The following is a 25,938-nucleotide window of genomic DNA, read 5'->3' as shown; positions in this document are numbered from 1 at the left end:
GCACCCGGGCCCCGGTCATCGGGCGGTGGCCTCCGACAGCGCCTCGGCGAAGGCCAGCACCTGCGTCACCGCGTCGGTGCCGTCGGCGGCCTCGCTGACCCGCAGCGACAGGTCGTCGGCGGTGACGCTGCCGGTGTAGCCGTGGTCCGCCTCGCAGTTCTCGTCGCCGCAGGTCGCCGGTTCGAGGTCGATATGCGAGATCGCGCCCCAGCCGATCGTCAGCACGACCTCCGACGGCGGCACGCCGGGGACGTAGGAGGCCGGCTCGGGCACCACGCGCGTCACCGCGACCGACTGGACCCGGTCGAGCCGGACCGCCTCGGTCGTGGTGGAGGCGTGCGGCCGTGGATTCCCCTCGCCGGGCGGGTGCTCGTCGGTGTGGCAGACCAGCAGGCGGGTCGGCGACAGCACCAGCACGGTCACGTGCCGCCGCATCTCCATGGCGGGATCGAAGGTCGCCTCGTGGTGCACCACGAATGCGTCCACCTGCTCAGCGCCGATGGCCGACTCGACCGCGTCCGCCACAAGGGCGGGATAGTAGCCGCTGCGCTCGATGGCCGTGCGCAGCCCATGCGCCGTCGCTCGGGTGTCCCTCATGCCCCCATCCTGCCCTGTCGGGACGCACCTCGCACGCCGCGCGGGTGAACCCCGCTTCCCACGGTCCCCTCCTGCCGCACCCCGTCGCACCCGGCCGTCGCGCTCCCGGCCCCCGCCGCCCGCGGCGCCTCCGCCGAACTCCCGGCGGGACGGCGCCCACCAGGACCGATGCCGTCGCCGGGATCATCGCGTGCGGTCCGGGTAGGGGTGGAACATGAGCATGACCGACCCGGTGCCGGGCCCACCGCCGGTGCCGCCGCCCCAACCGCCCGTGCCGCCCCCGGAGCCGCCACCGAAACCCCCGGAGCCGCCCCGTCCGCCGCACCCTGTACCGGAACCCGAACCGGAACCGATCCCGCCCATACCGGATCCGGAACCGGTCCCACCCGAGCCCGGCCCGCCGCCATACCCGGAGTAGGCCCCACCACACGGAAAGCCCACCGCCACACCGGGTCCCCGGGGGCCGCCTAGCGGAGGCGGCGGGGGCCCAGTTCGGGGCGGGGGCCCAGGGGGCGTTGCAGGCGCAGCGACGCGCGTCGTACCGAAACCCCGGAGGTGTCCACGAGGACGGGGTCGAGTTCCAGGCGTGCCACCTCTGGGAGGTCGTCGGCCAGGCGTGCCACGCGCAGGAGCAGTTCCTCCAGCGCGCCCACGTTCACCGGGTCGGCGCCACGGTGGCCCAGCAGCAGCGGGGCGGTACGGATCGCCCGCACCATCTCGGCCGCGTCCACATCCGTCAGGGGCGCCAGGCGGTAGGCCCGGTCGTCCAGTAGCGCGGCGGTCTCGTCGGCCAGGCCGAACGACACGATCGCGCCGAACGAGGGGTCCTCCCTGGTGGAGATGCGCGTTCGTACGCCGCCGTGGTCCCCCATCGCGATCTGCTCCCCCACTGTGACGCCGTAGCAGCGCAGCAGCGCGGCGGCCCGTTCGGCGGAGGCCTCCCCCGGGGCGTCCCCGGAATCCAGCCACCCTTCCACCAGTTCGCGTGCGCCCTTGCGGTCGACGTGGGACAGGTCGGGGACGCGTCCGTGCGGCCGCCGCCGCCACTGCGCGTACCGGATCACGTAGGCGAGGGCGCGCACCGCGTCCTCCGGCGCCGGGTAGGACGGGATGGACCCCGCGGCCGCCGTCCCGTCGGGGCCGATGACGCGCAGGTCCTCGGGCATGCCCTTCATGCCCAGGTACGTGGCGACGATCGGCTTGGAGCTGCCCGCCGCCAGCTTGAGGATGCGCTCGGGCACGCGCACGTCGTAGCCGCCGATGGTGGGCGGTGTGAACAGCGCCACCACCGCGTCGACCTCGTCGTCGCCGAGCGCGTCGGCCAGCGCCGCCTCGTACTCGGCGGCGCCCGCCCGCGGCCCCAGGTCGACGGGGGGACGCACCTCCAGTCCGTGGGCCATGGCCGCGTCCTGGGCCAGCAGCCGCAACGAGTCGGAGTTGTCGATGATCGCGATGCGGTTCCCGCCGGGCAGCGGCTGGTAGGCCAGCAGCTGCGCCACGTCGAACAGCTCCGACAGGTCCTCGACCCTGATCACCCCGGCCTGGGCGAACAGCGCGCTGACCGCGTGGTCGGGCAGGCTGAGCGCCTGCGCCGCGTGGCCCAGCGGCACGCCCTGGGTGCTGCGTCCGCTCTTGACCGCCACGATCGGCTTGCGGCGGCCGAGCCTGCGCGCCAGCCGGGCGAACTTGCGGGGGTTGCCCAGCGACTCCAGGTACAGCAGGACGGCCTTGGTGGCCGGGTCCTCCTCCCAGTACTGCATCAGGTCGTTGCCGGACACGTCGGCCCGGTTGCCCGCCGACACGAAGGTGGACAGGCCGAGGCCCCGTTCCGCCGTCCGCTGCAGGATCGCGATGCCGAGCGCGCCCGACTGTGAGAAGAACCCCACGGGGCCGCGTCCCGGCATGGTGGGGGCCAGGGTCGCGTTCAGCCGTACCTCCGGGTCGGTGTTGGCGATGCCCAGGCAGTTGGGGCCGACCACACGCATCCCGTAGGCGCGGGCCAGACGTACCAGTTCCTCCTGGCGTTCACGGCCCTCCGGGCCCGTCTCGCCGAACCCGGACGACACCACCACCAGTCCGTGCACGCCCTTGCCCGCGCACTGCTGGACGACCTCGTGGACGGCGTCGGCGCGCACGGCCACCACCGCCAGGTCCACCTCGTCGGGGATGTCGAGCACCGACGCGTACGCCCGCACCCCCGCCACCGCCGTCGCGGTCGGGTGGACGGGGTAGACGGGGCCGCTGAAGTCCCCGTACAGCAGGTTCCGCAGCACCGTGTGACCGACGCTGTGCTCGGTACGGCTCGCACCGATCACCGCCACCGACCGGGGGAACAGCAGCCGCTGGATCGACCGCGACTCGGCCCGGTGCTCGCGCGCCACCATGACCTCCACGGACGTCTCGGTGGGCTCCAGATCGAGCACCAGCTCGATCACGCCCTCCTCGAACCGCTGCTCGGCCCGGTAGCCGGCCTCGCGGAACACCCTGGTCATCCGCCGGTTCTCGGGCAGCACGCTGGCCACGAACCGGCGCACGCCCCGTTCGCGCGCCGCCGCCGCGATGTGCTCCAGCAGCACCGCGCCGAGACCCCGCCCCTGGTGGGCGTCCTCGACCAGGAACGCCACCTCCGCGGTCGTGCCCGGCTTGGCACCGTCGGCCAGCCGGTCATAGCGGACCACCGCCACCATCTCGGTGCCGATCGTGGCGATCAACGCCACCCGGCGGTCGTAGTCGACGGTGGTGAAGTGCTCGACCTCGCGGTCCGACAGCGTCGGCCGGGGCGAGAAGAACCGGTAGTAGATCGACTCGGGCGACAGCCGGGCGTAGAACGCGCGCAGCAGCGGGCCGTCCTCGGGCCGTATCGGACGCAGGTGCGCGGTGCCGCCGTCGGTCAGGACGACGTCCGCCTCCCAGTGGTCCGGATAGCCCCCGGCATGCCGTTCGGTCACGTACCAGAGGGTAAGGCACGGTTCACGGCGTGGCGGCGGCCGGGGAAAACGCCGTGTTCCCGGTTTCGCTGCGCGTTCGAGACCTAATCGGGGGTCAAGAACTGTTACGGTCGAGCACACGCCCAGTATGCCGCTCGCGCGGGCCGTGTTGATCGAGGTGATGACTCCATGACGCGCGTGGTCGTGGTCGGCGATCTGATGACAGACACCGTGGCACGTGCCGCCTACCCCTTGGCCAAGGGCAGCGACACGCCCGCCGCCGTGACGACGCACGGAGGCGGCTCGGGCGCCAACGTCGCCTCCTGGCTGGCCCTTGAGGGCGTCGAGGTGGCGTTCGTGGGCCGTCGCGGCTCCGACATCGCGGGCCGGAACCGGGACATGGAGCTGATGGGGTACGGCGTGGACGCCCGCCTGGTCATGGACTCCGAGCGTCCCACCGGCACCTGCGTGGTGCTCGTCACCCACAAAGGCGACCGCACCATGCTGTCGGACCCGGGCGCCAACGCGGCGCTGCTGCCCGAGGACGTCGAACGGTGCCGGGACCTGTTCGCCCAGGGCACCCACCTGCACCTGTCCGGCTACTCGCTGATCAACGAGGGCTCCCGCAAGGCCGCCACGCACGCCCTCGAACTGGCCCGCCAGGCGCAGATGTCGATCTCGGTGGACGGCGCCTCGTCCTCCCCGCTCAAGCGCATGGGCGCCGAGCCGTTCCTGGAGTGGACGCAGGGGGCCCGCCTGCTCGTGGTGGACGAACGCGAGGCCGAGGTGCTGACCGGCCGCGACAAGGCCGACGCGGCCGCCAAGGTGCTCACCGCCTGGTACCCCCAGGTCGTGATCAAGCTGGGCGCCGAGGGCGCCCTCTGGTACACCAACGGCCGCCCCGAGCCGGTCACCGTCGCCGCCGAACCCATCGACAAGATCGTCGACGGCACCGGGGCGGGCGACGCGTTCGTCGCCGGGTTCCTCCCCGCCTGGCTGGACGGCAAGCCTCCCGCCGAGGCCCTGTCCGCCGGCTGCCGCCTGGCCTCGCAGGCCATGCAGCACCTGGGCGCCCGCCCCACGCTCGACGTGGTGGACAACCAGATCAAGTAACCCGCGTCCCGGTCCCCTCACCCGTCCCAGAGCGCCACCGGCCACTCCGCCAGGACGGCGCCCCCGCGCACCCACCTGGCCACCGCCACAGGCCACCCGGACAACCGCCACATAGACGACCGCCGCACGGCCAACCCCCACGCGGACGACCACTACTTTCGCTGGCTTCCGTCCGTCGGGGAGTGGAACGCGTTCGCCGCCGCCGACATGGCGGTCCGCTGAACGTCGACACAGGTGCGCGAACACGCTCAACCGCAACTGCCAGGCGCTGTGCGGCGAGGTGCTGACCGTCCGGCAGGGGCGCGGCACACGGATGCGACCGCGCGACCGTCGGGGCGACCGTGGCCTGCTGAGGCGCCGCGGCCGGGGACGGCGGAGCGGCGGTCAGGGTGCCCTGTAGGTGCGGGCGCCTTCCTGGACGGCTGCCCAGATGCGGTTGAGGGGGTGTTCGCGCGCGTACCGCATGAGGTCGGCCCGGCGGACGAACGCACCCGTCATGATCTCCACCCGGGGTTCCTGGTCGTCGCGCAGGTCGAGGGAGCGCAGCGGAACGCTGTCGGCGTCGCCCTCGGAGGCCATCCGCCGGCCGATGGACGGGGTGACGATCATGCAGCCGCGGACGAAGCCGGAGCGCAGCAGCGACAGCCCGTAGTGGACGTCGTCGATGTCGGCCACCACGTCGAGCCGGTCGCGGAAGCCGGGCCCGTACCAGCTGCTCAGGTAGTCGGCGACCAGCCCGGCCGGGGGCACCACGAGCGGCAGGTCGGCCAGTGCGGCGGTGCCGACCGCGTCGCCGGGCAGTTCCTCCTCGGTGAGGTTGGTCAGCAGCATGGGACGGCCGCGGGCGAACTCCACCACCTCGTAGTCGGCGAGGCGGCGGTCGTCCCCGGACGTGCTGACGATGCTGCCGCACATCAGGTCGACCTGCCGCGCCTCCAGGCGGCTCCACAGGTCCCGGGTGCGCACGTGGACGACCTTGAACTCCACCTCCTGGCGGCGGAACTGCTCGGCGACCCGCTCCCAGGCCCCGGAGATGATCGGCAGGGTGAACTCGGTGGTACCGACGGTCAGCATCCGGCCCAGGCGCCGCCGGCTGCGGTGGATGGAGTCCTGCCACTGCGACAGGGTGCTGCGGGCCAGCCGGACCGCGGCCTCCCCCGTCTCGGTGAACAGGAAGTCCTTGCCGCGCCCCTGCCGGACGGTCAGCACCTCGCCGCACAGCGCCTGGCAGTTGCGGTTGAGCGTGTTGAGCTGTTTCTGCACGCTGGACTGCTCGCGGCCCAGGGCCCGTGCCGCGCGCAGGGCCGAGCCGGTCTCGTACACCACCAGGAGCGTCCGGAGCTGATCGAACGTGGTGTCCAGCAGAGCGGGCGGGCAGTCCAGCAACTCGTCCAGAGCCCGCTGGGCGGTCACGTGCGCAGGGGTCGAGGCAGACACGGACACGGACGTTACTAGCTTTCCACCCCGGTTCGCTCGAAATGGTCGCCGGTGCAGTTCGACGAGAAATGTCATTATTTCCCGCCGAACTAATCGTGAGATGTCCTCGGAATCCACTGGACGCGCTTTGGTGATCATGAAAACCCTCTCGTTCGGCGCCCCGAAGCCGTCCCGCCAGCGGCCTCACCGGTCCGGCCATGCTGCTGATCGGCGGACCGGAAATGTCCCGGCCCGTTCTCGACCCGATGCTGGAGAGCGAACTCGGCATCGTGCCGCAGAACGCCGCACTGACGGACATGGTGCTCCAGGACGAGTACGAGACGCTCTCGACCCGCGCCCACGGCATCGCCTCCGCCACACTGTTCTGCACGCTGTTCGCCCCGCTCTCTTTGACCGGCCGCAACTGCTCACGAATGGGGAAGGCGATGGCTGCGGCTGACCGACGTACTCAGGCGGCGAGTGTGTGGGGGCTCTGGGTGGGGTCATGCTGTGACGGCCAGGGTGAGAGGGAGGACGCTGGGGGCTCCGGCGGTGCGGAGGAGGCGGGTGGCCACGGTGATGGTCCAGCCGGTTTCGATCCGGTCGTCGACGAGGAGGATGGGGCCGTCGGTTCCTTGGACGGCCGTGGCCGTGTCGTCGGGTAGGGCGAGGGCGTGCCAGACCGAGCGCAGCCGCTGCGCGCTGTTGTGGCGGCGGGGCACCGGGTCGCCCACGGGGACGATCTCGCCGAGGTAGGGCAGGCGGCCGATCTGGGCGATGCGTTCGGCGAGGCCGCGGACCAGGCGGGGGCGGGTGCGGGATCCGATCGAGACGACGGCGGCGGGGCGTCGGGGCCAGTCCCAGGCGGCCAGCACCTTGACCAGGGCGTCGAACATCTCGGTGGGGACGTCGGTGTCGGGTGCGCCGTCGGCCAGGAGCTCGCGCAGGCGGTTGCCCCAGCCGATGTCGGTGAGCCGTCCCAGCGCGCGGCCCTCCTCGGCGACGACGTCGGCGGCGATGCGGCCGGAGACGCCGAGGTCGTCCTTGACGCCGGTGGGCCACATCCGGCGGGGCGGCACGGCGACGCCGGGACGGCGCAGCCGGTCGCGGGCGTGGGCGGCACCCTCGTCGGTGACGTCGGCGGGCCAGTGGCGGCCGGTGCAGTTGTCGCAGCGGCCGCAGGGCGCGGCGGCGGGGTCGTCCAGCTGGCGGCGCAGGAACTCCTCGCGGCAGCCCTCGGTGGCGATGTACTCCAGCATGGCCCGCTGCTCGCGGGCCCGTTCGGCGGCGACTCGTTCGTAGCGCGCGCGGTCGTAGGACCAGGGACGGCCCGTCGCCACCCAGCCGCCCTTGACCCGTTGCACGGCCCCGTCCACGTCCAAAACCTTGAGCATCATCTCCAGGCGGCTGCGGCCCAGGTCGACGCGGGGCTCCAGGGCGCCGGTGGACAGCGGGCGTCCGGCCGCGGCGAGCGTGTCGAGGGTGGCGCGCACCAGCGGTTCGGGCGGGAACGCCAGGCCGGCGAAGTAGGCCCAGATGTCGCGGTCCTCGGCGCCGGGCAGCAGGATCACCTCGGCGCGGTCGACGCGCCGGCCGGCGCGCCCGATCTGCTGGTAGTAGGCCACCGGGGACTGCGGGGCGCCCAGATGCACGATGAAGCCGAGATCGGGTTTGTCGAACCCCATGCCGAGCGCGCTGGTGGCCACCAGGGCCTTGAGCTTGTTGTCGAGCAGGTCGCGTTCGGCGCGCAGGCGGTCTTCGGGGTCGGTCTGCCCGGAGTAGGCGGCGACCTCGTACCCGCGGTCGCGCAGGAAGCCGGCGACCTCCTGCGCGGCGGCCACGGTGAGCGTGTAGACGATGCCCGAGCCGGGCAGCCGGTCGAGGTGCTCGGCCAGCCAGGCGACCCGCCGGTCGGTGCTCGGCAGCCGGACGACGGCCAGCCGCAGGGACTCGCGTGCCAGCGGCCCGCGCAGCACCAGCGCCTCTCCGTCGGCCGGGTCGACGAGTTGCTCCGCGACGTCCTGGGTGACGCGGGCGTTGGCGGTGGCGGTGGTGGCCAGGACGGGGATCCCGGCGGGCAGGTCGGCGAGGAGGGTGCGCAGGCGGCGGTAGTCGGGACGGAAGTCGTGCCCCCAGTCGGAGACGCAGTGCGCCTCGTCCACGACCACCAGGCCCGCCTCGGCCGCCAGGCGGGGCATGACCAGGTCGCGGAAGTCGGGGTTGCCGAGCCGTTCGGGGCTGACCAGCAGCACGTCGACCGTGCCCGCGGCGACCTCGGCGAAGATCTGGTCCCAGTCGGCGGTGTTGGCCGAGTTGATGGTGCGGGCGTGGATGCCCGCCCCGGTGGCCGCGTCGATCTGGTTGCGCATCAGCGCCAGCAGGGGCGACACGATCACCGTGGGGCCGGCGCCGCGGTCGCGCAGCAGCCGGGTCGCCACGAAGTAGACCGCGGACTTGCCCCAGCCGGTGCGTTGCACCACGAGGGCCCGCCGCCGCTCGGCCACCAGGGCGTGGATGGCGGTCCACTGGTCGTCGCGCAGCCGCGCGTCGTCGCCGGCGAGGGCGCGCAGGCACCGCTCGGCCTCGTCGCGGAGCGTCTCCGCCGTCTCTGCTGTGGTCATGACTCCTTGGTATCAACGCCCCGTGACACCGAGCACCAGAATCACGTTCTGTGGAAAACCCGGGGCGTGAGGGCGGAGGCATGGGCACGCGCCCACCCTGGGTAACCTGCCGAGACAGATCGTCGACGGCGGCTTTGGGAGGTCTTGGGCGGGCATGGGAGATGTCAGGGAGCGTCTGCGACGCACGTGGTACGCCCTGATGGACGGGACGCCCTCCGAGCCGCCCGAGGACGAGCCGGCCGAGGTCGTCGACGCCCGCGCCATCGACCTGGTGCTGCGCGTGGGCGAACTGCTGGTGGCCAGCGGCGAGTCCACGGAACGGGTCAACGAGGCCATGCTGAGCCTGGCCGTGGCCTACGAGCTGCCGCGCGTGGAGGTCCAGGTGACCTTCACGAGCCTGCTGGTGTCGGCGCATCCCGGGGCCGGCGCGCCGCCGGTGACCGGCGCGCGCGCCATCCGGCGGCGCACTCCCGCGTTCTGGCGTCTGACCGCGTTGCACTCCCTGGTCCAGGACGCCTCGATCGGCATGCTGGAGCTGGAGGAGGCGCACCGGCGGCTGCGGGAGATCAAGCGGGGCCGCGGCCCCTATCCCCCGTGGCTGATCGTGGTCTCGCTGGGGCTGATCGCCGCTTCGGCCAGCGTGCTGGTGGGCGGCGGGCCCCTGGTGGCCGGAACCGCGTTCGTCGCCACGCTGCTGGGGGACCGAGCCGCCGCCGCCCTGGCCCGCCGCGGTGTCGCCGAGTTCTTCCAACTCGCCGTGGCCGCGGCCATAGGCGCGACGGCCGCGGCCATGGTGGTGGCGTGGGCGGGCAACCCGGCCCGTGCGTCCACCATCGTCACCGGGGCGATCCTGGCGCTGCTGCCGGGGCGTCCCCTGGTGGCCAGCATCCAGGACGGCATCACCGGAGACCTGCTCAGCGCGGGCGCCCGTCTGCTGGAGGTCTTCTTCATCATCGCGGCGCTCGTGTCCGGGCTCGGCGTCGTCGTCTACGCGGCGATCAAGCTGAACGTGCCGATCGACGTGGCGCACCTGCCGAACTTCCCCGCGCTGCTGCAGCCGGTGTCGGTGATGGCGGCCGGGGCGGTGTCGCTCACGTTCGCGCTGTCGCTTGCCGCGCCGCGCCAGGTGCTGCCCGCGGCGGCACTGGGCGGCGGGCTCATCTGGGTCCTGTACGTCCTGTTGCTGAACCTGAACGTCACGTCCGTCCTGTCGTCGGCCATCGCCGCGGTCATCGTCGGCCTGCTGGGAAGCCTGCTGGCGCGCCGGCACCAGGCCCCCGCGCTGCCCTACATCGTCCCGATGATCGGCCCCCTGCTCCCGGGGACGCTGCTGTACCGGGGCATGGTCGAACTCAACACGGGCTCCCCGCAGGCGGGCGTGCTGAGCCTGATCGGGGCGCTGTCCACGGCACTGGCGCTCGGCGCCGGCGTGAACCTCGGCCGGGAGTTGGTGCGCGCCTTCCAGCGCGTCGGCCTGGGCGCCTCCGGCCGGTGGGCCCGTCCCGCAGCCCGCCGCACCCGCGGCTACTGAGGTCCTCTCGGCGATCAGGGCCCACCAGGGCACACAGCCCCGGACTTGCCCCCTGACGTGGTGGGACGGGCGACGCCTGGCCGCGGCCCCGGACTGAGATCGCGATCACTCGATGCCGTCGGCGGAAAATGTCAGTGGCGGCGGTTACGTTCACGACATGTACCGACAGGGAGACATCCTGATCGTGCCGGTGGCGGAGAACGCGGTTCCGCAGGAGGTGCGCGACCTGCCGCCCGCGCCGCGCGACGCCCGGGGACGCATGGTGCTCGCGCTGGGCGAGGCGACCGGGCACGCGCACGCCGTGAAGGCGCCCGGCGCGCTGCTGCGCTCGCCCGACCCGCTGGCCCCCGACCATCTGCACCTTCCGTCCGGGGGGCGCCTGGAGCACGAGGAGCACGCGGCGATCTCGCTGCCCAAGGGCTGGTACCGGGTGATCCGCCAGCGGGAGTACGTGCCCGGCTCGGTGCGGGTGGTGGCCGACTGATGACGACCGCCGTCACGAAGACCACCGACTGGGCGTCCGTCGCGTTCGCCACGGGGCCGGCGGATCGTGGCCGGGCGGAGGCGGGCATCGCCGATGCCTACACCCGCGCGGGTCTCCCCGCACCCGAACGGTTCGTCTGGCTCCCGTCGCCCGCCCACGGCACCGTCGCCGCGGCCCTGCTCGCCGGGCACCCCCTGGACGCCGCCGGGCTCGGCGACCTGGTCGAGCCGGTGCGGGCGGCGCTCGGTGACGCCGCCCCGGGTGCCAGCGTGCGCGACGCCGTACGGACCCGGCCGTGGGAGTCCGCCCGTACCGCCGCCTACGCCGACCTCGGGCCGCAGCGGTGGCCGCAGGTCTGGGCGCAGACGGGAGGGCCGCTCTGGGACCAGGTCAACTCCCTGGTCACGCGCGTCCGGCAGGCGATCGGCGCCGTGGGCGGTGACGATCACGAGGCGCTGCTGCGCGCGGCCACCCTGGACGCGGTGCTGGGCCAGCACGACGCGCCGTGGCTGGCGACGTTCGACTCCCTGGGGATGCTGGACGGCCCGTTGTCCGGGTTGGCCGAGGTGGCGCGCCACGCGGGCTGGTGGTGGCCGTACGAACGCCTGGTGGTCGTCACCGAGCGGCCGACGGAGCTGCACCGCGACGAGCCGGGGCGGCTGCACCGGGGGGACGGGCCGGCGCTGGCCTACGAGGGCGGTTTCTCCCTGCACGCCTGGCGGGGCATGCCGGTGCCGTCCGACTTCATCGCCTCCCTGACCGACCTCGACCACCGGCGCATCCTGCGGGAAGAGAACGCCGAGCTGCGCCGGGTGATGCTCGAGATCTTCGGCTACGACCGCTACCTGGCCGAGAGCGGCGCCAAGCCCCTGCACCGCGACGAGACCGGCGTGCTGTGGCGCATCGACCTGCCCGGCGACGAGCCGGTGGTGATGGTCGAGGTGGTGAACTCCACCCCCGAGCCGGACGGGTCGTTCCGCACCTACTACCTGCGCGTCCCGCCCCGGACCAAGACGGCCCGCGAGGGCGTCGCCTGGACCTTCGGCCTGGACGAGGCCGCCTACAGGCCCGAACGCGAGACCTGACCCGGGACGGCCATCCGTCCGCCCGGGCCGCCCAGACTCCGGCGGGGACCGGCACGGCGAGCGGGCGCCCGTTGGTGGCACTTCCCCTGCAACCAACGGGCCCCGCCCGCCCACTCGGACAACGGAAAGCCTGGGCGTTGGGCCCCGGGCCGCTGCTGCGCTGAGGGGTCAGTACGAGCCGAGGACGTGGTTGAGGATGTGCGGGGCGTGTTCGGGGAGGGCGGCTTCGGTGACCAGGGTGTTGAAGGCGTGCCAGTACCGTTCGATCTGCGCGGGGCGGGACGGGTAGCACGCCCCTTCGGGACGGTCCAGGTAGATCAGGTCGGGCAGGCCCTGCTGATGGAAGCGGACCAGGGTGAACGGGTGGTCGCCCAGGTGGCCCGTCGCGGTGTGCGGCACGATCTGCACGGTGACGTTCGGCCGCCGGCCGACGTCGATGATGTGCTGGATCTGCGCGCGCATCGTCGCCGTGCCGCCGACCGGCCGCCACAGCACCGCCTCGTCCAGCACCACCCACAGGTTGACCGGCCGCGGGCGCATCCGCAGGATCCGCTGGCGGCGCAGGCGCAGCCCGACGTGGCGGCGCAGCTCGTCGTCGGTGGCGGCGGGGTGGCGCCGGGCGATGTCCGCGCGGGCGTACTCGGGGGTCTGCAGCAGCACCGGCACGGTGGTGGGCTCGAAGCAACGGACGAGCCGGGCGGACTGCTCGGCCGACAGGTAGAGGCGCTCCCGGGCGGGCACGAGTTCGCGCTCGTCCTCCCACCAGCCGGGCGCGCGGGACTGGTCGACGAGGGCCAGTGCGGTGGCGCGTTCGGCCTCGTCGTGGACGCCGTAGAGGGTGAGCAGGGCGACGACGTCGCGGGCCTTGAATCGGGTGCGGCCGCGCTCCATGCGGCTGAGCTTCGTCGTGGACGCGCCGATCGCCCTGGCCGCCTGTCCGCGCGTCAGGCGGCTCTCCTCGCGCAGTGCGCGCAGGCGCCTGCCGAGCAGCAGCCGCGCGACGAGCGGACCGCTGGGAGCGGACGTGGTGGGCCTGTCGGTGAACGCTGCGCTGCGGGGGGCGGCGACCAAGGCGGCTCCTCGTGTGGACGGCCACGGACGAACCAACACCGGCTTAACACGGTAAGGCCTGACCCGCGTGGAAGCGCTCCCACACCTCCGGTGCCGGCATGTCGTCCCCCTGCCCCGCCTGGCATGGGACGCGCCGATGCACATCCTGACGTGCGGATATGACGTATCCGGCTTGTGTGGCCTTATGAAAAAACCGAACGGGCGCTCGTGCAACCCCTCGAGGAGGCGTGTGCGGCCCTAGGGTTTACGGGCCACTCCGCACATGGTGGGGTGGTCGACCACTTCCAGCGGTTGCACCTCCGGGCGCCACAGCGAGCACGGCACGATTCCGGGTTCGACGGGCTCCAGGCCCTCGAAGTACCGGTGGACGAACTCGGGCCGCCGCAGCCGGTACGGGACGGCCCCCGTGTCGTCGTAGCCGCTCTGCGCCTCGTTCAAGGACGTCTCGGTGTCGGTGGAGTCGTACAGGGCCAGATAGCTGCCGGGGACCAGCGCGTCCTTGAGGCGGCCGACGATCGACTGCGCCTCCTCGTCGTCGACGATGTGGCCCATGACGCCCATGAGCATGAGCGCGACCGGCCGGGAGAAGTCCAGGATGCCCCGCGCCCGCTCGAGAAGCCTGTCGGGGTCGCGCAGGTCGGCGTCGATGTAGTGGGTGGTGCCCTCGGGGGTGCTGGTCAGCAGGGCACGCGCGTGCGCCAGGACGAGCGGGTCGTTGTCGACGTAGACGACGTGCGAGTCGGGGGCGATCCGCTGGGCGACCTCATGGGTGTTGTCAACGGTGGGCAGGCCGGTGCCGATGTCGAGGAACTGGCGGACGCCCGCCTCCCCGGCCAGGAAGTGGATCGCGCGGGCCAGGAACAGCCTGCCGGTGCGGGCCAGCTCGACGATCTGCGGATAGACCTTCACGTACGCGTCGCCGGCGCGGCGGTCCACCTCGTAGTTGTCGGTGCCGCCGAGCCAGTAGTTCCAGATGCGGGCCGAGTGCGGCACCGAGATGTCGATCTTGGGGGCGGGCGCGTCGTCGTGGGTCACGGCCGGCCGTCCTTTCGTCCACGGGGCGGGGGGCGTGGCGGCTCACCAACGTAGACCCGCGGCTCCGCCCGGCCCGTGGAATGTGCTATTCGGACGGGCCGGGACAACATGTCCTTATCTCAAATCCTGGAACAGCGGGATGCGTTCCAGGACGCCACCGGCGAAGACGTCATACAGGCCGAGCGGCTGGAGGTGCACGTAGCCGATGTGACAGTCGCAGATGTCGAGCGGACAGGGACGCGGCCGGAGGGCGGCGCGAAACGTGCCGTCGTAGAGATTCCCCAACACGGCCGGGACGAAATGGCAGCGCCGTACGGTTCCGTCGCCGTCCACGGAAATGACGCTGTGGCCCGTACGGCAGGGCAGGCCGCGGCTGCGGTGGGGGTGGCGGCTGTAGGAGAACAAGGGGTCGAGCTCTGTCCAGGCGGCGGCCTCGTCATCGGTGTAGGAGCGCCCTTCGGCGGCGTTCACCCACAGGTAGACGTGGGCGGGCAGGGCGGCGCGCAACCGTCGTGCGACGTCCAGGTGTTCGGGCATGCCGACGATGCCGACGCTGAAACGCACGCCCCGCTGGAGCAGTTCGCCGCACCTTTCGAGGAACCGCTCGTAGGGCACCTGGCCGGGGTGGTACGTGCTCCACAGCGCCAGGCGTGACAGGTCGGCGTCGGCCGTCCAGCCGAGACGGTGGCTGAGGTTGGTCTGTATGGCGGCGCGCTCGACGTGCGGCATGTGGCTGAGCGCGACGAGCGCCCGCCGGTACCAGGACCGCACCAGCCCCTCCCCCCAGGGGGTGAACAGTACCGAGACCGGGTGGGTCTGCTGCGACACCCACGTCACGAAGCGTTCCAGTGCGGCACGGTCGGCACGCAGTTGCTCGGGGGTGTCGCGGCGCTTGGCGAACGGGCAGTACGGGCAGTCGTAGTCGCAGCTCGCCAGCGGACCGCGGTAGAGGATGGTGAGATGCTCCCCCGACGCGTCCTGGTGCGCCTCTGACCGGTCCGTCGGGGCGTGGTGCTGAGGCGGCGATGTGTGCGGGTGCGGCATCAGCGGTTCTCGTAGGTGTCCATGAGGGCGCGCACCCGGGAGGAGAACAGCGCGGGTCCGATGGTGTCGGAGTAGGCGAGCCCTTCGGGGGTGAGCCGTAGGAGGTCGGGGGTCTCCTCCACCCACCCCCTTTGGGAGAAGCGCGTCAGTTCCGGGGCGAAGTCGGTGACGGGGTCGCCGCCGAAGCGCGCGCGGTAGGCGCCACGGTCGAGACCGGATGCCTGGAGCAGCGACTGGATGAGGTGGCGCCGACGCCGTTCGTCGTCGTCCAGCTCGAAACCCACACGCGCGGTGCCGAAGTCGTCCTCGCGCACGTAGTCGTCGATGATGGCGCGCACGGCGCGGAGGTCGACGGCGTACTCGAACGAGTAGTGCAGATCCGTGGTGTAGGAGCGGGCGCCGCATCCCAGGCCGACCATGCCGTCGGTCTGGCAGCAGTACCGGGTGTCGTGCTCGGCCAGGCCGCGCAGCCGGAACATGCGCATCGACACCTGCTCGTAGCCGTTCGCCAGCAGGTGGTCACGGCCGATGCGGTAGAGGGTGAGCCGCTGGTCGTCCCAGGCGCGGGCGTCGTCCGCCTCGTCGGCGCGCCGGCCCAGCCCCGTCAGCGGCCGGACGTACAGCGGGTACAGGTAGATCTCCTCGGGACGCCAGGCCAGCGCCGCGTCCAGGGACAGCAGCCACGAGGACGGGGTCTGCCCGTCGATGCCGTAGATGAGGTCGATGTTGAGGGTCGGGAAGCCGGCGGCGCGGATGCGGCCGAGGGCGGCCTCGACCTCGGCGCGTTTCTGCGGCCGTACGGCGGCGCGCGTCTCGGCCTCCACGAAGCTCTGCACGCCGATCGAGATCCGCGTGGCGCCGCGTTCGGCCAGGACGGCGAGGCGGTCGGCGGTGGCGGTCGCCGGGGACGTCTCCACGGCCAGCGGCACGGCGTCCAGGTCGGCGAAGCGGGCGGCGATGTCGCACAGCCGTTCCAGTTCGGCGGCGGTGAGATAGGTGGGGGTGCCGCCCCCGAACGCGGCGACCTCGAACGTCGCATCGCCCAGGGCGTCGCGCACGGCGGTGGCCTGCCGGGCGAGCGCGTCCAGGTAGGCGCCGGTGAGCTCCTCGGGCGCCCCGGTGCGGGTGAACAGGTTGCAGAAGCCGCAGCGCATCTCGCAGAACGGCACGTGCAGGTAGAGGAACAGCGCGTCGCGCCGCTCCTTCGCCCACACCTCGCGCAGCGGCCGGGCGGGCAGGTGGCGGTAGGCGGTCTTGTGGGGGTAGGCGTAGACGTAGCCCTGGTACGGGCCGGCGGTTGTGGTGATCACGACAGGACGAACTCCCCGTACGGAACGGTCCAGACGACCTCGTGGCCGATCCGGTGGCCGACGTGACCGTCCTCGCCGTAGGCGGTCCCGTGGTCGGAACAGACGATCACGAAGCAGGGACGGCGCATCAGGCCGAACAGGCGCGCCAGGTGACGGTCGACGTGGCGCAGCGCGGCGGCGTGGCTGTCGCGGGTGTCGCCGTCGTCCCGGGTGGCGCCGTCGAGGTAGAACCAGTTCGGCTGGTGCAGCGCCGCCACGTTGAGCAGCAGGAACAGCCGCCGGTCGGCGGGCAGCCGCGCCATCGTCTCGGCCACCCGGTCGATCTGGTGGGTCAGGGACGCGGGGTCGGTGACGCCGAACTCCGGCTCCCAGTGGCTCTCGGCGAACAGGCCCGGCAGGACCGAGCCCAGCGGCGTGCGCTTGTTGAAGAACCCGACGCCGCCGACGCAGACGGTGTGGTACCCGGCCCGCGCGAGCCCCGTCGGCAGGTCGGCCGCGTCGAACACCCAGGTGGACTCCGCGGTGGTCTCGCTGCCGGGGAACCGCGACGCGAACAGCCGCGGATGCGGGCCGGGACGCGCCGGGGTGGGCATGAACCCGGCGAGCATGGCGGCGTGCGCGGCGTAGGTGAAGCTGCCGGGGGTGTGCCGACGTTCCCAGCGGCCGCCCGGCAGCAGGCCGGTGAGCGTCGGGGTCTCCCCCGCCTCCGCCAGCTCGGCCGCGACGTCGTAACGCAGCGTGTCCAGCGTCACCAGCAGCAGATCGTGGCTGCCGATGATCTCGTTCATGTCGTGCACGCGCCCACCTCCGCGTGCGCCGGCGGGACGGCCCGGGGAGCGGGAGAGAACCGGGCGAGGGCGGCGCGGACCTGCGCGGTGTAGGTGTCGAGCCCCTCGGCCCACGTGCCGGGCAGGCCGGTCAGGCCGGGCAGCAGGTCGCCGAAGGCGTTCACCTCAGCGACCGCGAAACGCCGCCGGTCGACGCCGACGAGCAGGTCGACGCCGACCATGAGGCTCCCGGGGAAGCACGCCGCCGTGCGCGCGCACACGTCGAGCGCTCGCCGCCAGCCGTCCGCCCCCAGTGCGCGCCGCACCGCCTCCAGGTCGCCGCGCGTCCCGCCCAGGTGCAGGTTGGTCATGGGTGAACGGCTCGTCCGCACCACGGCGTGGGTCGGCTCCCCCGCGATGACGACCACGCGCAGGTCGAACACGCGGCCGTCCAGGGCGGCCTTGGGGAACCAGCGCTCCACGTGCAGCCCGTCCGGGGCCAGCGCGTCGATCAGATGCGCGACCTCCGGCTCTGTCTCGTACGTCCGGACGCGGAGGGAGTTGGCGTACCCGGTCGCCGTCCGCGCCGCCGAGGTGACCGCCTTGATCCGGCCGCCGGGGGCGGTCTGCAGCGCGACCACGCCGGAGGCCGACGAGCCGTGCGCGGGCTTGACGAACACGCGGCGCATCCCCGCCTCGGCCATGCGGTCGCGCAACTGCGCGTAGCTCTCGACGGACGGAAGGGCCTCCGGGACGGGCACGCCCGCCGCCTGCAGACGGGCATGACATCGTCTCTTGTCGCACATGACGGCGATGTCGTCCACGTCGTTGACGAGCCGCGCGCCGGCCCGTTGGGTCTCCGTGGCGACGCGCGACAGGGCCCCGGTGAACGTCCGGTACCAGCGGGCGCCGCCGCCCACCCGTGCCGGGTGCCCCGGACCGCGCAGCAGGGCGTCGACCTGCGCGTCCTCCCCCGGCGAGTCGATCCGCACCAGCACGTCCCCAGCGGCGTCCATGTGCAGCCGCGCGGACCCGCCGGGCAGCACGTCCGGCCAGGGCACGACATGGGGCTCGGGCAGTCCGCGGGCGCGGCAGGCGGCGGCGAAGAACGAGGTCCGCCTGTCGCCCGGCGTGGCGATCACTGTGAACGACGTCATCATCACTCCGTGACCTGGACGAACGCGGTGCCCGTCCATTCCCTCCACGGCTCCGGCTGCGCGCCCTGCGCCTGGTCGAGGTCGATCTCGACGCCGGGCAGGGCGGCGCGCAGGCGCTCCATCATCGGTTCCGACAGGTAGTGGAAGCCGAGATCGAGCCGCTCCAGGTGGGTGAGGGGCTGGCCGGACAGCAGCGCCTCGGCGCCGCGGTCGGACAGCATGCCCATGCCCAGGGCGAGCGACTCCAGCCGGGCCACGACCGGCGCGGCCGCGAGCGCCGCCGCGATGTCGTCCTGGAACTCGCCGTTCTGCAGGCCGAGATGCCGCAGGGCGGGCAGCCGCGTCCCCTCGAAGATCGGCGCCAGGTCGTCGACCGTGGCGTCGCCGCCGTAGTTGCGCACGCCGAACCACAGGTCGAGTTCCTCCAGCGCGGGCAGGTCGCCGGCCGCCACGGCCCGCACCACGCCGGACGGCAGCCCGCCGGACTCGAACCGCAGGACCTTCAGGGCGTCGCTGCGCGGCGCGCGGAGCGCCAGGCCGTCACCACCGCGCACCTCCAGCCGTTCCAGCCGGGGGAACGCCTCGACCAGCGGGGTGATGTCGGCGTGCGGGATCCAGGACAGGTGGTACTCCTCGTCGAGGATGTCGCCGAGGAACAGGGCGCGCAGGTTGGGAAAGCGGTCGGCGGCGGCGGTCAGCGTCGCGGCGCCGAGCCCGGCTGCGTCGTCCCAGCCCCAGAAGCCGATCACCAGCGCGGTCACCCGGGTGGTGTCGACGGCGGCCATGAACCGCTCGAACAGCCGGGGGTACGGCTCGTCGTTCCAGTCCCCCCGCACGGCCCAGGCCGCCTCGCCGGCAGGCGGCAGGGGCTCGTCCGGCTCGGTGTCGGGGGTGAACGCCACCACCGGCAGGCCGGCGAACTCGGTCAGATGCTCATCGAACGACATGCATTCCTCTTCGGTTCTGCCTTTCCGGCCGGCTCATCCGGCGCAGGCGACGTGGGCCGGACGCCCGGCAGGCGGCGGTGGAACACGCGGTCCGCCGGGTTCCGGGAGTCCCGATCACGGTGCACACCTCTCACCGTCACTCCGTGACCTGGCTGCGGAACGGGCTCAGTTCAAGGCCCCTGCCACCGCGCACCTCCAGCCGTTCCAGGCCGGGGAACGCCTCCACCAGCGGAGTGATGTCGGCATGGTCGATCCAGGAGATGTGCAGTTCCTCGTTGGTGATGTCGCCGAGGAACAGGGCGCGCAGGTTGGGGAAGCGGTCGGCGGCGGCGGTCAGCGTCCTGGCGCCGAGCCCGGTGGAATCGTCGAACCCCCAGTAGCCGACCACCAGCGCGGTCACCCGCGTGGTGTCGACGGCGGCCATGAACCGCTCGAACAGCTCGGGGAACGCATGGTCGCCCCAGTCGTACCGGACGGCCCACGCCACCTCCCCGGCGGGCGGCGGCGTCCCGTCCGCCTCACCGTCCGGGGTGAACTCCGCCACCGGCAGCCCGGCGAACTGGGTCAGATGCTCATCGAACACGAATGCCATAGAAATCCTGCCGGTCAGGCGACCTACTCGGAGACCGCGACGAACAGCCGATCGCGGCCCTGCTGCCGGGCGTCGAGGTTCACCTCGACGCCGGGAAGGGCGCCCCGCACGCGCTCCATCATCCCGTCGCTGAGGAAGTGGTGGTGCAGGTCGAGACGGCGCAGATGGGTGAGCGGCTGACCGGACAGCAGCGCCTCGGCGCCCCGGTCGGTGAGCGTCCCCAGGGCGAGGCTGAGCGACTCCAGCCGCGCCACCACCGGGGCGCCCGCCACCGCCGCCGCCGTCTCATCCGCGGTCTCGCTGTTCTCCAGCCCGAGATGACGCAGCGCCGGGAAACGCTCGCCGCTCAGGATCGGCGCCAGGTCGGCCACGGTGGCGTCACCGCCGTAGTCGGCGACGCCCAGCCACAGGTCCAGGTGTTCCAGGCCGGGCAGGTCGCTGGCGCCCACCATGCGTACCTGCTCGGCCGGCAGCCCGCCGGACTCGAACCGCAGCCGCCGCAGGGCCGTGCTGCTGACCGGCCGCGGCTCCACCACGTGGCCGCGCACCTCCAGGCAGGTCAACCCGGGGAAGCTCACGAACAGCGGGGTGATGTCCTGGCAGTAGAGCTCCCAGAGCGCGCGGTCACTCGACGCGTTCAGGGACAGGTTGCGCAGCGCGGGCAGGCGGTCGGCGGCACCGGTGAGGACCTGGATCGGGGCGGGGAGCTCGTCCACCGGCGACGTCGGCTCCCAGAACCCGACGGCCAGGCTGGTGACCTGGGCGGTGTCGACGGTGTCCAGGAACCTCTCGAAAATGCCGGGGAATTCGGCTTCGCCGTCGTCGTAGAGGTCATAGGGCACGTCCGAGGGGAACCACCACGCCGCCGCGCCCACGTCGGTCGGCCACGGCTGGTCGGGGTCGGTGAAGTCGATCAGCGGCAGGCCGGCGAACTCCTCGAAATGGCCGGTCATCACCATCGATGTCTCATCGTGCGAGCGGCCGTCACTCGGAGACGGCGACGAAGAGCCATTCGTCGCCGTCGCCGTCGTCTTCGGGTTTCTGCTGGGCGTCGAGGTTCACCTCGACGCCGGGCAGGGCCTGCCGGACGCGCTCCATCATCGCGTCGCTGAGGAAGTGGTGGTGCAGGTCGAGACGGCGCAGGTGGGTGAGCGGCTGACCGGACAGCAGCGCCTCGGCGCCCTGGTCGGTCAGCGTGCCCATGGCGAGGCTGAGCGACTCCAGCCGCGCGACGATCGGGGCGCCCGCCACCGCCGCGGCGATCTCGTCGGCGATCTCGGCGTCCTCCAGCCCGAGATGGCGCAGTGCCGGGAGGCGCTCGCCGCTCAGGATCGGCGCCAGGTCGGCCACGGTGGCGTCACCGCCGTAGTTCTCGACGCCCAGCCACAGGTCCAGGTGCTCCAGGCCGGGCAGGTCGCAGGCGCCGACCCCGCGGACGACCTCGCCGGGCAGCCCGCCGGACTCGAACCGCAGCCGCCGCAGGGCCGTGCTGCTGACCGGCCGCACCTGCAGCCCCTGGCTGCCGCGCACCTCCAGGCACTCCAGTCCGGGGAACGCCTCCAGCAGCGGGGTGATGTCCTCGCGCTCGATCCAGGAGATCTCGGACTCCTCGAACACGATGTCGCCCACGAACAGGTTGCGCAGCGCGGGCAGGCGGCCGGCGGCGTCGGCGAGCAGCCCGGGCACGTGGGCGGCGTTCTCGTCGTAGCCCGTGATCAGGTGGGACACCCGGGTGGTGTCGACGGTGTCCAGGAACTCCTGGAAGATCTCCTCGAACGGTCTTTTGTAGTCGGTCCGCACCCGCCAGGCCGTCGCGCCGGGGTCGCCGGCCGGGCGGGGGTCGTGCAGGAAGTCGGTCACCGGCAGCCCGGCGAAGTGCGACAGATGATCGCTGACGGTCATGGGGTCCCTTTCGCGCGTCGAACGGAACCTGTCCTATCAGTCGCCCCGGACATCCCACGGCGAGTTCCGGCAACCCTTATCCGACATATGGCGACGACCCCCGGTTCGGAGGCGACCGGGGGCCGTCGATTCCGTCCGCCGGCTCGTGTCCGCCGGCTCGTTCCGCCGATCAGGCGGCGGGCAGCACCGAGCCCTTGTAGGTGTCCTCGATGAACTTCTTGACCTCCGGGCCGCGCAGCAGGTCGACGAGCTTCTTGACCTGCGGGTCGCCGGCGTCCTCCGCCTTGGTGACGATGCCGTTGACGTACGGGTTGCCCTCGGCCTTCTCACTGACCAGCGCGTCCTTGGCCGGGGTGAGCTTGGCCTCCAGCGCGTAGTTGCCGTTGATGACCGAGGCGTCCACGTCGGGGAGCTGGCGCGGCAGCGCGGCGGCGTCGGTGGGCTTGAACGTGATGTTCTTGGGGTTGCCGGCGACGTCCTTCTCGGTGGCGTTCTGGCCCGCCCCCGGCTTGAGGGTGATCACGCCGTTGTCGGCCAGCAGCTTCAGCGCGCGCGCCTCGTTGGACGGGTCGCTGGGCACCGCGACGGTGGCGCCCTGCCGCAGGTCCTGCAGCTTGGTGACCTTCTTGGAGTACACGCCGAGCGGCTCGAGGTGCACCCCGGCGACGAAGGTCAGCTTCTGCCCGGTCTTCTGGTTGGACTCGTCCAGGTACGGCTTGTGCTGGAAGTAGTTGGCGTCGAGCTGGCCGTCGTTGAGCGCGGGGTTCAGCTGCTCGTAGTTGCTGAACTCGCGGATCTCCAGCTTGAGCCCGTTCTTGGCCGCCAGGTTGTCCTTGACGTACTTGAGGATCTCGGCGTGCGGCACCGAGGTGGCGCCGACGGTGAGGGTGTCGTCGGAGTTCGCGCCGCCGCCGCAGCCGGCCAGGCCCAGCAGCAGCCCGGCGGACGCGACGACGGTGGTGATCTTGCGCAGCACGAAGAGTGCCTTTCTCGTTCGGTGACAGGGGATTCGGGTGTCAGGCGATTGCGGTCGTCAGGGGAACAGGAAAGCGGGGGGTCACTTGTGGGTGAGGCGCCGGACGGCCACGTCGCCCAGCGACTGCACCACCTGCACCAGCGCGATGAGCAGCACGAGGATGGCGAGCATCATCCCGGTCTCGAAGCGCTGGTAGCCGTAGCGGATCGCCAGGTCGCCGAGGCCGCCGCCGCCGATCGCGCCCGCCATCGCCGAGTAGCCGATGAGGGCGATGACGGTGACGGTCAGGCCCGCCAGCAGCCCGGGACGGGCCTCGCGCAGCAGCACCTTCCACACGATCTGGCCGCGGGAGGCGCCCATCGCCTGGGCGGCGGCGACCACCCCCGGGTCCACCTCGCGCAGCGCGGTCTCCACCAGGCGCGCGTAGAAGGGGATGGCCGACAGCGTCAGCGGCACGATCGCCGCCTGGGTGCCGATGGACGTGCCGACCAGTGCCCGGGTGAACGGGATGATCGCCATCATCAGGATCACGAACGGCAGCGACCGGCCGATGTTGACGATCACGCCGAGCACCTTGTTGACCGTCGGGACGGGCAGCAGCCCGCCGCGCTCGGTCAGCACCAGCAGCACCCCGAGCAGCGTGCCGCCGAGCGCCGTGAACAGCGTCGACCACACGGTCATCTGCAGCGTCTCCAGGGTGCCCTGACGCAGCAGCGGAACCATTTCGTCCCAGGTCATGAGACCGGCGCCTCCTCTTCCGTGGCGGACGTGCCGCCGGGCGCGGCCGGATCGCCGGCGGCGCCGTGGACCTCGACGGCCAGGCCCGCCTCGCGCAGGTGGGCCAGCTGGGCCGCGTTGACGTCGGGCTCGCCGGGCAGCTCGATGCGCAGCCGTCCGATGCGCGTGCCGCCGATCTCCTCGACCGCCCCGCCCAGGATGTTGACGTCGATGGAGTAGGTGCGGGCCAGCGTGGACACGAACGGCCTGTCCGCGCTGTCCCCCTCGAACGTGACGTCCACGACGGTCGTGCCGTCGCGCAGCACCGGCTCGGGCAGCGGGAACAGGCCGCGGGCCAGCTCCGAGCCGGGGCGCAGCAGCAGCTCGCGTACCGGGCCGGACTCCACCACGCGGCCGTCGCGCATGATCGCCGCCGAGTCGCAGATGCGCTTGACCACGTCCATCTCGTGGGTGATCAGCAGGATGGTCAGGCCGAGCCGCCGGTTGAGGTCGCGCAGCAGCTCCAGGATCGACGCGGTCGTCTCGGGGTCGAGCGCGGAGGTGGCCTCGTCCGACAGCAGCACCTTGGGCCGTCCGGCCAGGGCGCGGGCGATGCCGACGCGCTGCTTCTGCCCGCCGGAGATCTGCGCGGGGTAGGCGCGGGCGTGCTCGGTGAGCCCGACCAGCTCCAGCAGCTCGGCCACGCGTTCGGCCCGTTCGGCGCGCGGCACGCCCATCACCTCCAGCGGGAACGCGACGTTGCCCGCCACGGTGCGGCTGGACAGCAGGCCGAAGTGCTGGTGGATCATGCCGATGCGCTGCCGGGCCCGGCGCAGCTCGCCGCCCGACAGCGCCGGCAGGTCCTGCCCGTCCACCAGCACGCGCCCCGCGTCCGGCCGTTCCAGCAGGTTGACGCAGCGCAGCAGGGTGCTCTTGCCCGCGCCGCTGCGGCCGAGCACGCCGAACACCTCGCCTTCGCGGACGGTCAGGTCGACGCCGTCGACGGCGGTCACCTCGCGCCCGCGGGTGCGGTAGACCTTGCGAAGTTTCTCGATCTGGATCAAGGGGTTTCACCCGTGCGGATCGACCGCGCGCGGGCCGGGGCGCGCGGAGCTGGACGGTGGGCAGGAAGACGCGTGAGCGGGGAGCCGACGGCGGGCTCTAGGCGCGGCCGGGCGGGTACGGCGCGTGGCTCAGCAGGTGGATCTGGAAGGTCATGTGCGCGGCTCGATGTCGTCCGGGGGTCGGCTCGCTTCGGGGCGCGAGGCTTCGGTCGGGGCCCTCAGCGGTCACACATTCGACACCGGCACGTACACCCCATCGCGCGCACGGCTCGCGGGCGGCGCGTCGGGCAGGGGCATACGGCAGTCACGGTCATCAGTAAACCGGTCCGACACTGGTGGCGCAAATCCAGTCATACCGCACAAAGGCAGTCGTGATGGGACTCACACGGCCGCACCGGCCCCCCGCGGCGGCGACACCGGGGACGGTGGCCTCCGGGTCGGAACGATCTCCCACGGCGAACAGCACAATCTCATGGTGCGAACAGGTGAAACGAGGCGTTCCGGACGTCTAGAGTGAGCTTCGACGTGGGGCCCTCCTCCGGGAGGGCCCTTTCCCTGTACCTCGTGTGATCAGAGGACCCGAAGCATGAACGAGCATGAGCTGCGCGCGGAGTTGCTGCGGCTGCTGAGCGACGGGATGCCAGAGCCCGCATCGACCGCGGTGGACGGTGAGCGCGACCTCGTGCCGCTCGCGCTCGACATGGACGGCGACGTCGCCGTCGTCTCGTTCCTGCGACATCAGAACGGCGGCACCGGTGGCTGCTTCATCGAAGGTGTCACGTTCCACAAGCGGGACGGCGAGTGGATCGAGCTCGGCGGCGGCGGGGCCTGGGCGCCCGACGAGCCGCTGGCCCGGCGTCCCGCCGCGGAGCTGGGCGGCCACCTGATCCGGTACGCCACGGGCCGTACCGTCCGCAACGCCAACCGCATGTTCCCCTGGGGCGCCAAGTGGGTCAGCGAGGCCAAGCTGCGCGCCTCCAGCGAGGTCGCGCGGATCCGGGTCGGCGCCCGGCTGCTGGACGTCCCGGCGCACGGGCACGTCGTGGTGGTCTGGACGGCGCGCCGCGACCCCGTCGTCGAGGCCCTGGACCACGACGGCGTCGTCCTGGAGTCCCTGGACCTCGGCCCCCGGCTCGTCCCCCTGGCAACGACGGCCTGACCCCCTTGCGTCCCCCGGAGGACCCGTGCTCGCCATCACCTGGGACACCGTCCGGATCTTCCTGCACGTGCTGGCCGCGACCGTGTGGGTCGGCGGGCAGCTGACCCTCACGGCGCTGCTGCCGGTGCTGCGCGGCGCGGGCGGCGACACCTCCCGGCTCGCCGCCCGCCAGTTCAACCGGGTCGCGTGGGCCGCGTTCGCCGTGCTGGTGCTGACGGGCGGGTGGAACATCGCGGCCGTGGGCGACGTGGACGGCGCGTACCGGACGACCCTCTACGTGAAGCTGGCCGTCGTGGTCGTGTCGGGCGTCGCCGCGTTCCTGCACACCAGGGCGTCCACCCCCAAGGGCCTGGCCGTGACGGGAGCGGTCAGCGGCGTGGCCGCCCTGGCCGCCCTGTTCCTGGGCGTCATGCTCGGCTGAGT

General features: G+C 72.5%; 23 protein-coding genes. 6 read left to right on the top strand and 17 right to left on the bottom strand.

Going from position 1 to position 25,938, the window contains the following annotated elements:
* Positions 1 to 15: 15 nt before the first annotated feature.
* Both ABZ801_RS22400 and ABZ801_RS22395 read right to left on the bottom strand, forming a co-directional pair.
* Positions 16 to 597, bottom strand: coding sequence for a DUF5998 family protein (locus ABZ801_RS22400; RefSeq protein WP_344947163.1), 582 nt, complete (start codon positions 595 to 597; stop codon positions 16 to 18).
* Between the two features lie 467 nt (positions 598 to 1,064).
* A complete protein-coding gene (locus ABZ801_RS22395) occupies positions 1,065 to 3,545 on the bottom strand; it encodes a GNAT family N-acetyltransferase (RefSeq protein ID WP_360700739.1) in 2,481 nt (826 codons plus the stop codon).
* A 168-nt stretch (positions 3,546 to 3,713) separates the two neighbouring features.
* Between ABZ801_RS22395 and ABZ801_RS22390 the strand changes: the two genes are divergently transcribed.
* Complete coding sequence (locus tag ABZ801_RS22390; RefSeq protein ID WP_360700736.1) at positions 3,714 to 4,637, top strand: sugar kinase; 924 nt, start codon at positions 3,714 to 3,716, stop codon at positions 4,635 to 4,637.
* A 384-nt stretch (positions 4,638 to 5,021) separates the two neighbouring features.
* Here the strand turns inward: ABZ801_RS22390 and ABZ801_RS22385 are convergent, their stop codons facing one another.
* The gene (locus tag ABZ801_RS22385; protein WP_360700734.1) at positions 5,022 to 6,074 is read right to left on the bottom strand and encodes a LysR family transcriptional regulator; all 1,053 of its coding nucleotides are present in this window, start codon (positions 6,072 to 6,074) and stop codon (positions 5,022 to 5,024) included.
* Positions 6,075 to 6,556: 482 nt separating this feature from the next.
* A complete protein-coding gene (locus ABZ801_RS22380; protein WP_360700731.1) occupies positions 6,557 to 8,674 on the bottom strand; it encodes a DEAD/DEAH box helicase in 2,118 nt (705 codons plus the stop codon).
* A 154-nt stretch (positions 8,675 to 8,828) separates the two neighbouring features.
* On the opposite strand from ABZ801_RS22380, the gene ABZ801_RS22375 reads away from it, so the two are divergent.
* The 3 genes from ABZ801_RS22375 (at position 8,829) to ABZ801_RS22365 (ending at position 11,774) form a co-directional block, all read left to right on the top strand.
* Positions 8,829 to 10,205: a threonine/serine exporter family protein gene (locus tag ABZ801_RS22375; RefSeq protein ID WP_360700728.1), complete on the top strand. Its 1,377-nt coding sequence runs from the start codon at positions 8,829 to 8,831 to the stop codon at positions 10,203 to 10,205.
* Between the two features lie 157 nt (positions 10,206 to 10,362).
* Positions 10,363 to 10,689 (top strand): hypothetical protein, encoded by a 327-nt coding sequence (locus ABZ801_RS22370; protein WP_360700725.1) that lies wholly within the window; start codon positions 10,363 to 10,365, stop codon positions 10,687 to 10,689.
* Complete coding sequence (locus tag ABZ801_RS22365; RefSeq protein WP_360700722.1) at positions 10,689 to 11,774, top strand: DUF6745 domain-containing protein; 1,086 nt, start codon at positions 10,689 to 10,691, stop codon at positions 11,772 to 11,774. The genes ABZ801_RS22370 and ABZ801_RS22365 overlap by 1 nt, the downstream gene beginning before the upstream one ends.
* Positions 11,775 to 11,942: 168 nt before the next feature.
* On the opposite strand, the gene ABZ801_RS22360 is transcribed toward ABZ801_RS22365, so the two are convergent.
* The 13 genes from ABZ801_RS22360 to ABZ801_RS22300 form a co-directional block, all read right to left on the bottom strand.
* Positions 11,943 to 12,845 carry a helix-turn-helix transcriptional regulator gene (locus ABZ801_RS22360; RefSeq protein ID WP_360700719.1) on the bottom strand — a complete coding sequence of 301 codons (903 nt, stop codon included), beginning with the start codon at positions 12,843 to 12,845 and terminating at the stop codon, positions 11,943 to 11,945.
* Positions 12,846 to 13,082: 237 nt separating this feature from the next.
* Positions 13,083 to 13,880: an SAM-dependent methyltransferase gene (locus ABZ801_RS22355; RefSeq protein ID WP_360700716.1), complete on the bottom strand. Its 798-nt coding sequence runs from the start codon at positions 13,878 to 13,880 to the stop codon at positions 13,083 to 13,085.
* Between the two features lie 114 nt (positions 13,881 to 13,994).
* Complete coding sequence (locus tag ABZ801_RS22350; RefSeq protein ID WP_360700713.1) at positions 13,995 to 14,924, bottom strand: STM4011 family radical SAM protein; 930 nt, start codon at positions 14,922 to 14,924, stop codon at positions 13,995 to 13,997.
* Positions 14,924 to 16,234, bottom strand: a complete 1,311-nt coding sequence (locus ABZ801_RS22345) for an STM4012 family radical SAM protein (RefSeq protein WP_344947188.1) — start codon at positions 16,232 to 16,234, stop codon at positions 14,924 to 14,926. Before ABZ801_RS22345 ends, ABZ801_RS22350 begins: the two co-directional genes overlap by 1 nt.
* Positions 16,231 to 17,022, bottom strand: a complete 792-nt coding sequence (locus ABZ801_RS22340) for an STM4013/SEN3800 family hydrolase (protein ID WP_344947467.1) — start codon at positions 17,020 to 17,022, stop codon at positions 16,231 to 16,233. The genes ABZ801_RS22345 and ABZ801_RS22340 overlap by 4 nt, the downstream gene beginning before the upstream one ends.
* Positions 17,019 to 18,158 carry an STM4014 family protein gene (locus ABZ801_RS22335; protein ID WP_360700710.1) on the bottom strand — a complete coding sequence of 380 codons (1,140 nt, stop codon included), beginning with the start codon at positions 18,156 to 18,158 and terminating at the stop codon, positions 17,019 to 17,021. The genes ABZ801_RS22340 and ABZ801_RS22335 overlap by 4 nt, the downstream gene beginning before the upstream one ends.
* 2 nt (positions 18,159 to 18,160) lie before the next feature.
* A complete protein-coding gene (locus tag ABZ801_RS22330; RefSeq protein ID WP_360700707.1) occupies positions 18,161 to 19,105 on the bottom strand; it encodes an STM4015 family protein in 945 nt (314 codons plus the stop codon).
* Positions 19,106 to 19,241: 136 nt separating this feature from the next.
* Positions 19,242 to 19,688, bottom strand: a complete 447-nt coding sequence (locus ABZ801_RS22325) for a hypothetical protein (RefSeq protein ID WP_360700704.1) — start codon at positions 19,686 to 19,688, stop codon at positions 19,242 to 19,244.
* 32 nt (positions 19,689 to 19,720) lie between these two features.
* Complete coding sequence (locus ABZ801_RS22320; RefSeq protein ID WP_360700701.1) at positions 19,721 to 20,656, bottom strand: STM4015 family protein; 936 nt, start codon at positions 20,654 to 20,656, stop codon at positions 19,721 to 19,723.
* A gap of 25 nt (positions 20,657 to 20,681) precedes the next feature.
* A complete protein-coding gene (locus ABZ801_RS22315; protein WP_360700698.1) occupies positions 20,682 to 21,599 on the bottom strand; it encodes an STM4015 family protein in 918 nt (305 codons plus the stop codon).
* A 169-nt stretch (positions 21,600 to 21,768) separates the two neighbouring features.
* On the bottom strand, positions 21,769 to 22,575 hold the full coding sequence (locus ABZ801_RS22310) for a MetQ/NlpA family ABC transporter substrate-binding protein (protein WP_344947204.1): 807 nt from the start codon (positions 22,573 to 22,575) through the stop codon (positions 21,769 to 21,771).
* A gap of 81 nt (positions 22,576 to 22,656) precedes the next feature.
* Positions 22,657 to 23,313 carry a methionine ABC transporter permease gene (locus ABZ801_RS22305; protein WP_344947206.1) on the bottom strand — a complete coding sequence of 219 codons (657 nt, stop codon included), beginning with the start codon at positions 23,311 to 23,313 and terminating at the stop codon, positions 22,657 to 22,659.
* Positions 23,310 to 24,356, bottom strand: coding sequence for a methionine ABC transporter ATP-binding protein (locus tag ABZ801_RS22300; RefSeq protein WP_360700695.1), 1,047 nt, complete (start codon positions 24,354 to 24,356; stop codon positions 23,310 to 23,312). Before ABZ801_RS22300 ends, ABZ801_RS22305 begins: the two co-directional genes overlap by 4 nt.
* Before the next feature lie 586 nt (positions 24,357 to 24,942).
* Between ABZ801_RS22300 and ABZ801_RS22295 the strand changes: the two genes are divergently transcribed.
* Complete coding sequence (locus ABZ801_RS22295) at positions 24,943 to 25,515, top strand: hypothetical protein (protein WP_360700692.1); 573 nt, start codon at positions 24,943 to 24,945, stop codon at positions 25,513 to 25,515.
* A gap of 25 nt (positions 25,516 to 25,540) precedes the next feature.
* The gene (locus tag ABZ801_RS22290; RefSeq protein WP_360700689.1) at positions 25,541 to 25,936 is read left to right on the top strand and encodes a hypothetical protein; all 396 of its coding nucleotides are present in this window, start codon (positions 25,541 to 25,543) and stop codon (positions 25,934 to 25,936) included.
* Positions 25,937 to 25,938 lie beyond the last annotated feature (2 nt).

This window comes from Actinomadura sp. NPDC047616 (assembly GCF_040642915.1).
GTDB classification, from domain to species: domain Bacteria; phylum Actinomycetota; class Actinomycetes; order Streptosporangiales; family Streptosporangiaceae; genus Spirillospora; species Spirillospora miaoliensis.
Note: the sequence above shows the minus strand (reverse complement) of the source record. Positions and strands in the feature narration are given on the sequence as shown.

Bases quoted from the DNA above. Each gene is read 5' to 3' on its own strand.
- ABZ801_RS22315 (WP_360700698.1), bottom strand. From the start codon at position 21,599: ATGACCGTCAGCGATCATCTGTCGCACTTCGCCGGGCTGCCGGTGACC.
- ABZ801_RS22320 (WP_360700701.1), bottom strand. From the start codon at position 20,656: ATGGTGATGACCGGCCATTTCGAGGAGTTCGCCGGCCTGCCGCTGATC.
- ABZ801_RS22365 (WP_360700722.1), top strand. From the start codon at position 10,689: ATGACGACCGCCGTCACGAAGACCACCGACTGGGCGTCCGTCGCGTTC.
- ABZ801_RS22390 (WP_360700736.1), top strand. From the start codon at position 3,714: ATGACGCGCGTGGTCGTGGTCGGCGATCTGATGACAGACACCGTGGCA.
- ABZ801_RS22330 (WP_360700707.1), bottom strand. From the start codon at position 19,105: ATGTCGTTCGATGAGCATCTGACCGAGTTCGCCGGCCTGCCGGTGGTG.
- ABZ801_RS22335 (WP_360700710.1), bottom strand. From the start codon at position 18,158: ATGACGTCGTTCACAGTGATCGCCACGCCGGGCGACAGGCGGACCTCG.
- ABZ801_RS22380 (WP_360700731.1), bottom strand. From the start codon at position 8,674: ATGACCACAGCAGAGACGGCGGAGACGCTCCGCGACGAGGCCGAGCGG.
- ABZ801_RS22375 (WP_360700728.1), top strand. From the start codon at position 8,829: ATGGGAGATGTCAGGGAGCGTCTGCGACGCACGTGGTACGCCCTGATG.
- ABZ801_RS22295 (WP_360700692.1), top strand. From the start codon at position 24,943: ATGAACGAGCATGAGCTGCGCGCGGAGTTGCTGCGGCTGCTGAGCGAC.
- ABZ801_RS22305 (WP_344947206.1), bottom strand. From the start codon at position 23,313: ATGACCTGGGACGAAATGGTTCCGCTGCTGCGTCAGGGCACCCTGGAG.
- ABZ801_RS22350 (WP_360700713.1), bottom strand. From the start codon at position 14,924: ATGCCGCACCCGCACACATCGCCGCCTCAGCACCACGCCCCGACGGAC.
- ABZ801_RS22400 (WP_344947163.1), bottom strand. From the start codon at position 597: ATGAGGGACACCCGAGCGACGGCGCATGGGCTGCGCACGGCCATCGAG.
- ABZ801_RS22370 (WP_360700725.1), top strand. From the start codon at position 10,363: ATGTACCGACAGGGAGACATCCTGATCGTGCCGGTGGCGGAGAACGCG.
- ABZ801_RS22340 (WP_344947467.1), bottom strand. From the start codon at position 17,022: ATGAACGAGATCATCGGCAGCCACGATCTGCTGCTGGTGACGCTGGAC.